Source organism: Mesorhizobium sp. WSM4836, from assembly GCF_055811815.1.
Window position 1 is genome coordinate 14644 of sequence record NZ_JBVVQF010000047.1, and the last position, 7224, is coordinate 21867.

Sequence of the window (7224 nt, forward strand, 5' to 3'; positions counted from 1 at the left end):
GGGGCAAAACCCGGCAAAACCCCTTTTTCGCTCTGGGCGTTGTGCCCCCCCCAGTAAATGTTTTTTCCACCCCTCCCCCCCCCCCCCCCCCCCCCCCCGGGGGGGGGGGGGGGCCGGCGGCCCCGCGGCCCCCCGGTACTCAACGCTTACTTCAGTTCAACCTTGGCGCCGGCTGCTTCCAGCTGGGCCTTGAACTTGTCCGCGTCGGCCTTGGAAACGCCTTCCTTGACCGGCTTCGGAGCCGCCTCGACCAGGTCCTTGGCTTCCTTGAGGCCAAGACCGGTGATGGCGCGAACCTCCTTGATGACGTTGATCTTCTGAGCGCCTGCCTCGGTGAGGACGACGTCGAATTCCGTCTTTTCCTCGACCGGAGCAGCAGCGGCCGCAGCGCCGCCGGCAGCGGCAACCGCCACCGGAGCAGCGGCGGAAACGCCCCACTTTTCTTCAAGAAGCTTCGACAGCTCGGCCGCCTCGAGGACGGTCAGCTTCGAAAGGTCGTCTACGATCTTTGCCAGATCAGCCATTGCAATGTTCCTTCATAAGGTTCGAACGTGTGTTTGTGATAGCGAGGAACGGCCTCATGCCGCCTCGTCCTTCCGGGCGTAAGCGCCGATGACGCGCGCGACCGAAGCCGCAGGCGCATTGACGATCTGGGCGATCCGGGTTGCCGGCGTGGCGATCATGCCAACCAGCCTGGCGCGCAGCTCATCGAGCGACGGAAGTGTGGCGAGAGCCTTCACACCGTCGGCGTTGAGCGAGGTGGTGCCCATTGCGCCGCCGAGAATGACGAGCTTGTCATTTCCCCTGGCGAAATCGGACGCGACCTTCGGCGCCGCAATCGGATCCTCCGAATAGGCGATCAGCGTCTGTCCCTTGAACAGCTCGATGATCGATGCGGAGTCCGTGCCCTGAAGAGCGATTTTGGCGAGACGGTTCTTCGCGACTTTGACGGTGCCACCGGCAGCGCGCATTTTCGACCGAAGGTCGTTCATTTGCGCGACGGTGATACCGGCGTAGTGGGCCACGACGACTGAACCAGCGCTTGAGAACGCATCATTCAGGCCCGTGACGAGTTCGCGTTTTTCCGCTCTGTCCACTGCCTATCTCCAGTTGACCCCTGCCCTCTACGAAGGACAGGCGTCGGGTTGCCTTTTGCCGGCCGGGCCATCCAGTAACGGATCTCCCGAACGACGCTCGAGGATCCTGCCCCCTTTCGCCACACCTGCCGGCAAGCCGGACGGTGCGCAGACAAAAGGCAAACACGGTTCGAACCTTTCATTGGAGCTTTCGCTCCTTTGTCCGGTCTTCACCCGTCTCATGCAGGCCCACATGAATTAAGGCCCACATCACCTAAGGCTTGGGGGCCGCCTGCAATCTCGGACAGGATGTCCGGAAGCCTTTCGACTTCCGGTACCGGGCCGCCGACAGGTCGGAGGCCCGGAATTCTTTCACGGATCAGCGTTTTAGCGGCTGATCCAATTGTTCGTATCAGGACGCTGCGAGCGTCGAGACGTCGAGCTTGAGGCCCGGGCCCATCGTCGAGGTGACCGACACCTTCTTGACATAGTTGCCCTTGGCACCAGCCGGCTTTGCCCTGGTCACCGCGTCAGCGAAAGCGCGGACGTTTTCTTCCAGCGCCTTGACGTCGAACGAGACCTTGCCGACGCCGGCGTGAACGATGCCGGCCTTCTCGACGCGGAACTCGACGGCGCCGCCCTTCGATGCCTTGACGGCGGCGGCAACGTCGGTGGTGACAGTGCCGACCTTCGGGTTCGGCATCATGCCGCGCGGACCGAGCACCTTGCCGAGACGGCCGACCAGCGGCATCATGTCCGGCGTGGCGATGCAGCGATCGAAGTCGATCGTGCCCTTCTGGACGATATCGACCAGATCCTCCGCTCCGACGATATCGGCGCCGGCGGCCTTGGCCTCCTCGGCCTTGTCGCCACGCGCAAAGACGGCGACGCGAACGCTGCGGCCGGTGCCGTTCGGCAGGTTGACCACGCCGCGGACCATCTGGTCGGCATGGCGCGGGTCGACGCCGAGGTTCATCGCGACTTCGATCGTCTCGTCGAACTTCACCGAGGACCGGTCCTTGAGCAGCTTCAACGCATCACCCAGGGCATAGGCCTTGTTGGGATCGATGCCTTCGCGGGTCTTCGATACGCGCTTTGCAATCTTTGCCATGATCTCAGCCCACCACTTCCAGACCCATCGAGCGGGCGGAGCCCTCGACCATGCGCATGGCCGCCTCGACGTCGTTTGCGTTCAGATCCTTCATCTTCTGCTCGGCGATGGCGCGCACCTTATCGCGGCCGATCGTGCCGGCCTTGACCTTGCCCGGCTCTTTCGAGCCCGACTTCAGGTTCGCGGCCTTCTTCAGGAAATAGCTCACCGGCGGCGTCTTCATGACGAAGGTGAACGACTTGTCCTGGTAATAGGTGATGACGACCGGGACCGGCGAGCCCTTTTCCATTTCCTGGGTCTGCGCGTTGAACGCCTTGCAGAACTCCATGATGTTGATGCCACGCTGACCAAGCGCCGGGCCGATCGGGGGCGACGGCGTGGCCGATCCCGCGGAAACCTGGAGCTTGAGCTGGCCTGCAATCTTCTTAGCCATCTCTCTTCCTGCCTTTTCTCATGCCGGTCTTGCCGGCGGTTGCAGTCTGGTGGTGCGGTCCGCGCGGCCGGCTAAAGCCGCATTCGCCTTCCACCCGTTTTTGGCCGCGCGATCTCCGCGCCGCCTTCCCTGCCGCCGAAACCGGTGCAGGGATTTCGGATCAGCTCTTCTCGACCTGTCCGAATTCCAGATCGACCGGCACGGCGCGCCCGAAGATCGAAACTTCCACCTTGAGCCGCGCCCGCTCCTCGTCCACTTCCTGGACGAAACCGTTGAAGGACGCGAATGGTCCATCCGAAACGCGGATCGCTTCGCCGATCTCGAACGTCACCGACGGCTTCGGCCGCTCGACGCCCTCCTGAACCTGGTTCAGGATACGCTGGGCCTCGGCTTCGGTGATCGGCACCGGCTTGGAGTCGCCCAGGAAACCGGTGACCTTCGGCGTGTTCTTGACGAGCGAGAACACGGCATCGGTCAGATTGGCCTTCAGCAGCACATAGCCCGGAAAGAACTTGCGCTCGGCGTCGACCTTGCGGCCGCGGCGGATCTCGACGACCTTCTCGGTCGGTACCACGATCTGCTCGATGTCGGCGGACAGGCCCTTCTGCTTGGCCTTGTTCTCAATGTCCTCGGCGACTTTCTTTTCAAAGTTCGAGTAGGCGTGGATGATGTACCACCGCGCGGTCATTTCAAGACTTCTCCGTAATCGCCGGACTTACTGTCCAAGGCCGAGGATTTTTTCGACCGCAAAGCCCATGGCCACGTCTGCGGTAAAGAAAAAGATCATCGCGATGACCGCGAACACAAGGACCATCACCGTCGAGATCATCGTTTCGCGCCGCGACGGCCAAGTGACCTTGGCGGTCTCCGCGCGAACCTGCTGGAGAAAGGTGAAAGGATTTGTGGTTTTCGAAGCCATATGCCGCTCTGTCTGCAAGACCCGCTGGGCGGGTCTCCTGGATGATCCCGCTGGCCGGGACGTGCCGCTCGAGCGTGCGTTCGCGCCGAATCAGCGCAATCATTTCGCCCATGCAAATCAGACGCGTAAAGCCGGCTTCCCAGCTCCACGCGCCGCGTGTCTGTTTCGTCTACATAAAACCGATTCTTGATCCACGCAAGTGGCAAGTGTCCGCTTTATGACCAAACGCCGCCTCGGAACCATCCAGTCGTCCCGTCCCGGCTATGCGGCCCTTATGCCGCAGCTTATGCTATATGGCAAGTCACAAGCCGATTTTCAAAGGCCGCGCTGCAAAAGAATCGTTTTTTAGGTATCCATTCAAAGAATGGCACGGGCAGCAGGGCTCGAACCTACGACCTGCGGTTTTGGAGACCGCCGCTCTACCAACTGAGCTATGCCCGTATGCGCATGTCGGCGCAGCAGGCGCTTCCTAAAAGCTTCCGCGCGCTCTGTAAAGAGCGACGTGCGCCGCCCAGCCTTCATCTTCGAAAGTCCAGGCGTCCTCCCGGCCATTTCCCGTCGATCCGTCGATTGCTGACGATCAAACCGACCCAGGGGCGCACGATTTCTGGGTCGGTCAGATTGATGTATTTTCCAACCAGCCCTTTCGCACCGACGCGCCGGGCATCGATGAGCCCCTTGCGCAGGCCATCATGCCAATCGAACAGCAGGTACACTCTCTCTGCCGCCGTCTTCACCTCGCCCCGGCCAGACTTCCATTTGTCCGTCCTATCGCCCGGAATTGTGGGATCGGCACCACCGTTCCATCGGCTGGACCAACTGCCTTCGATGGTGTCGTTGCAGTCGCGGTCGCTTTCGGTGCCCCAGGCTTCGGCGTTTTCATCGCTTGCGGCTCCCTCCAGCTTTATTCCGGCGGCGAACGCCGACACCTCCTCGTCGTCGGGAGTGGAAACATCCATGACACCAAACGGATTTCGGGTTCCGCGATCGCTGTCAGAATCCGCTTTGCTGTCCGATCCCATCGCAAGCCTCCGGTTTTTCAGCGCGGCCCCCGCCAGCGACGGCGGCCCCAAACGGTTCCAACCTGGCGGACCGAATCATTCACCGCCACCCGTTTTTGGGCAACGGGGTCGTGGCGGCATGGTTTTTTGGACCGATTCGCGCCTGGTCAGTTTCCCGAAGGCGGCTTGTAGGGGCCGCCCGGAACCCTCCAACTCCAGGCCGGCATTGGTTCCGTCTCGGGGTCGCAGGTCGGGCCCTTGTTGGAGTTCATCTTGGCCAGCCGCGATCCCCATTCGATATAGGCCATGAAGGCCGAGCGGAATTCGGGATCGTCAGGCAATCCGATCTCGTCGGCGGCGTCGGCGAGAAGATTGATCCAGCGCCGGCGCTGCTCCTCCGTCAGGTGCTTGCCGAGATGATGCATCACCATCTCGCGATGGCCGCCATGCTTTTCGCTGTAGGTTTTCGGTCCGCCAAAGACTTCGCCGATGAAGGCCGCGACGTGGGCGGGATGGTCCGGCGCCATATGCTTGAACACAGGCCCGACGATGGGGTCCCGGGAGACGTTGTCGTAGAAGGTCTGGGTCAGGCGGTTCAGCGCTTCGGAGCCGCCGGCCCATTCGAACAATGTCGGGACATCCTGGCTCATTTGCGATCCCGTGCTGGTCTTCGCTGGACGATAGCGGAAATATCGAGTGCCGCTCAACCTGCCTCGATGGCCAGTTTGGCCGCAATGCCTGTCTTACGATTGACCGGCCTATGATTTCAGGGGCGTGCTGGCCTGAGCCTTGGCGCCCGAGAGCTCGTGGCAGTTCTCCGGCCGTGGCTCCGATCTGCAGATGCCGGGACCTGTCAATTCGTCCGCGGATCCAGGCCCGGTCGTCAGCCCGACTTTCAGCATCATCTCTGGTTCAAGCTGCCGGTAGCGCGAGTATTGCGCCGATTGCATCGCCGAAAACATGCCGGGTCCAACAGTCATGTCCTCGAGATAGGCCTTGACACGCTGCTCGAAGCCCATCGAATGCAGGCTCAACTGTGCACGCGGGCCGACCAGCCGTTTGATACCGCCGGCGAGCATGATCGGGCAGGCCGAGCCGCACTCGCCGCCGACATCGACCGTGAGCCCGTTGTAGACGCCGTCGTCGGCGGCGCAGTCGGCCTGCCGCGGCTCACAGCCAATGAAGTCCGTCCGCGCTACCGCTATGTCGAGTTTACGTTCGCGGATCAGCCTTCCGGCGGCGAGAGCGCCAAGCACGTCACCGCCCGGCGAACTGATGACGATGGGCAGGCGCCGGTCGCCTGCGCTGTCAAGCAGTTGGCGCAGTTTTTCGGGCGTGTCAGCGGTAATTGTGCCTTCGGCCGAGATCCATTCCGGGCAGTTGGGATTGCAAAGCGGATTGCTGCCGCGGACCAGGACAAAGCGCATGTCTGCAGCCTCCCTCGGCTGGGTAGTTTCGAGCCCTGCGGGTGCAGGCTCGGCGTTCGTCGCTACGTCGCCGGCCGGCTTGGCGATATTCGCCGGCACCGGCACATCCCTGCAACTCGCCGGCAACGGATCGGATTTGCATAGGGTTGGCGCGGTCAGCAGGTCGACGGCGTCCAGGCTGGTGACGAGATTCATTTGCATCATGTCGTAGGGAACCAGTTGCTGGATGCTGCTGGCCGGCGTGCTTTTCATGGTCTCGAGCACGCCCAGGCCGACGCCCATCTCCTTCAGATAGGCCGCCAGCTTCCGCTCCAGCGGCTTGTTCATCTCGTAGGTCTTGTAGCTGCCGGCGTCCTTCCGGCTGACGATCCGGGTGCTGAGGATCTTCTTCTTGCCTTTCAGCATGCGGTAAGTGGTGCGGTACAGCAGTTTCGTCCGGATGTAGGTCGTGGTGATCTGATGAACGCCGAGAAAGGCCCATTCCCCGACCACGCGCCGGATGCCACCGGAAAACATCAATGGACAGGCGGAATTGCAGATGGCGCCGTTGACGTACGTATTGCCGAAATAACGGGCGCCCTTGCCGTCGTTTTCCTTGCAGTTCTTCATATCCGGCAGACAGCCGACGAAGCGGGTTTTGCCGACGGCGATATCGAGCTTGTTCTTGCGGATCAGGCGACCAAGTGTCAGCGCCGCTTCGACATTGCCGCCGGGGGAATCGACGACGATCGGCAGCTTTCGGCCGCCAAGCTGCTTCAGCGTGCGCTTGAAAAGGGCCGGCGTGCCGGCTTCTATCGAACCTTCCGCCGATATCCATTCCGGACAGGTCGGCTCGCAGCCCGGCGCGCTGCTGCGGACGACGACGAACCGCATTGTCGGGCCGAGATCCGAAGTGGGTTTTTCCGAAGTGGATTTCTTTGCATCCGCTGCGAAGGCAGCGTGGCCCATGACGAGCAGCGACACCAGGCAGATCAGCCCTAGCGACCACCATGCCTGACTATGCAAACGGCGCCATGGACCCATTCGGGCAGCCCCCTCGATGCAACCTATACTAGTTATGGCAGAGGCGCTTGCAACAGGATTTGAAGCAATGCGGTTAATCCATTACCGGAATACCAGAATCAAAAGGGCGGCCCGAAGACCGCCCTTTTGCATCCGATCCCGACCGGCAGCGCCGGCGATTACTCTTTGATGGTGACGACGATGCCGGCACCGACGGTGCGGCCGCCTTCACGGATGGCGAAGCGCAGCTTCTCT

General features: G+C 61.9%; 10 protein-coding genes and 1 tRNA gene. All 11 read right to left on the reverse strand.

Translation table 11 applies throughout. The annotated features are described in order from the left end of the window. Positions 1-146 precede the first annotated feature (146 nt). Positions 147-524 (reverse strand): 50S ribosomal protein L7/L12, encoded by a 378-nt coding sequence (rplL, locus tag AC0L2P_RS30995; protein WP_140752948.1) that lies wholly within the window; start codon positions 522-524, stop codon positions 147-149. 54 nt (positions 525-578) lie between these two features. Continuing rightward, complete coding sequence (rplJ, locus tag AC0L2P_RS31000) at positions 579-1097, reverse strand: 50S ribosomal protein L10 (protein ID WP_473506952.1); 519 nt, start codon at positions 1095-1097, stop codon at positions 579-581. Between the two features lie 391 nt (positions 1098-1488). Then, positions 1489-2187: a 50S ribosomal protein L1 gene (rplA, locus tag AC0L2P_RS31005; RefSeq protein ID WP_473506954.1), complete on the reverse strand. Its 699-nt coding sequence runs from the start codon at positions 2185-2187 to the stop codon at positions 1489-1491. Positions 2188-2191: 4 nt separating this feature from the next. Then, a complete protein-coding gene (gene rplK / locus AC0L2P_RS31010; protein WP_023680440.1) occupies positions 2192-2620 on the reverse strand; it encodes a 50S ribosomal protein L11 in 429 nt (142 codons plus the stop codon). 160 nt (positions 2621-2780) lie between these two features. Next, on the reverse strand, positions 2781-3308 hold the full coding sequence (gene nusG / locus AC0L2P_RS31015) for a transcription termination/antitermination protein NusG (protein ID WP_473506956.1): 528 nt from the start codon (positions 3306-3308) through the stop codon (positions 2781-2783). Between the two features lie 27 nt (positions 3309-3335). Continuing rightward, the gene (gene secE, locus AC0L2P_RS31020; RefSeq protein ID WP_023680439.1) at positions 3336-3539 is read right to left on the reverse strand and encodes a preprotein translocase subunit SecE; all 204 of its coding nucleotides are present in this window, start codon (positions 3537-3539) and stop codon (positions 3336-3338) included. A 365-nt stretch (positions 3540-3904) separates the two neighbouring features. After that, positions 3905-3980, reverse strand: a tRNA-Trp gene (locus AC0L2P_RS31025). A gap of 77 nt (positions 3981-4057) precedes the next feature. Next, entirely contained in the window at positions 4058-4561 is a 504-nt protein-coding gene (locus AC0L2P_RS31030; RefSeq protein WP_473506958.1) for a hypothetical protein, read from the reverse strand. Between the two features lie 146 nt (positions 4562-4707). Then, positions 4708-5190 carry a group II truncated hemoglobin gene (locus AC0L2P_RS31035; RefSeq protein WP_473506960.1) on the reverse strand — a complete coding sequence of 161 codons (483 nt, stop codon included), beginning with the start codon at positions 5188-5190 and terminating at the stop codon, positions 4708-4710. Between the two features lie 108 nt (positions 5191-5298). Beyond that, positions 5299-6990: a COG3904 family protein gene (locus AC0L2P_RS31040; RefSeq protein ID WP_473506961.1), complete on the reverse strand. Its 1692-nt coding sequence runs from the start codon at positions 6988-6990 to the stop codon at positions 5299-5301. Positions 6991-7148: 158 nt separating this feature from the next. Then, positions 7149-7224 (reverse strand): EF-Tu C-terminal domain-related protein (locus AC0L2P_RS31045; protein ID WP_454589835.1); only part of this gene is annotated, 76 nt, incomplete at its 5' end.

Coding starts and splice junctions, on each gene's coding strand:
- rplL (WP_140752948.1), bottom strand. CDS start 524: ATGGCTGATCTGGCAAAGATCGTAGACGACCTTTCGAAGCTGACCGTC.
- rplA (WP_473506954.1), bottom strand. CDS start 2,187: ATGGCAAAGATTGCAAAGCGCGTATCGAAGACCCGCGAAGGCATCGAT.
- rplK (WP_023680440.1), bottom strand. CDS start 2,620: ATGGCTAAGAAGATTGCAGGCCAGCTCAAGCTCCAGGTTTCCGCGGGA.
- nusG (WP_473506956.1), bottom strand. CDS start 3,308: ATGACCGCGCGGTGGTACATCATCCACGCCTACTCGAACTTTGAAAAG.
- secE (WP_023680439.1), bottom strand. CDS start 3,539: ATGGCTTCGAAAACCACAAATCCTTTCACCTTTCTCCAGCAGGTTCGC.
- AC0L2P_RS31030 (WP_473506958.1), bottom strand. CDS start 4,561: ATGGGATCGGACAGCAAAGCGGATTCTGACAGCGATCGCGGAACCCGA.
- AC0L2P_RS31035 (WP_473506960.1), bottom strand. CDS start 5,190: ATGAGCCAGGATGTCCCGACATTGTTCGAATGGGCCGGCGGCTCCGAA.
- AC0L2P_RS31040 (WP_473506961.1), bottom strand. CDS start 6,990: ATGGGTCCATGGCGCCGTTTGCATAGTCAGGCATGGTGGTCGCTAGGG.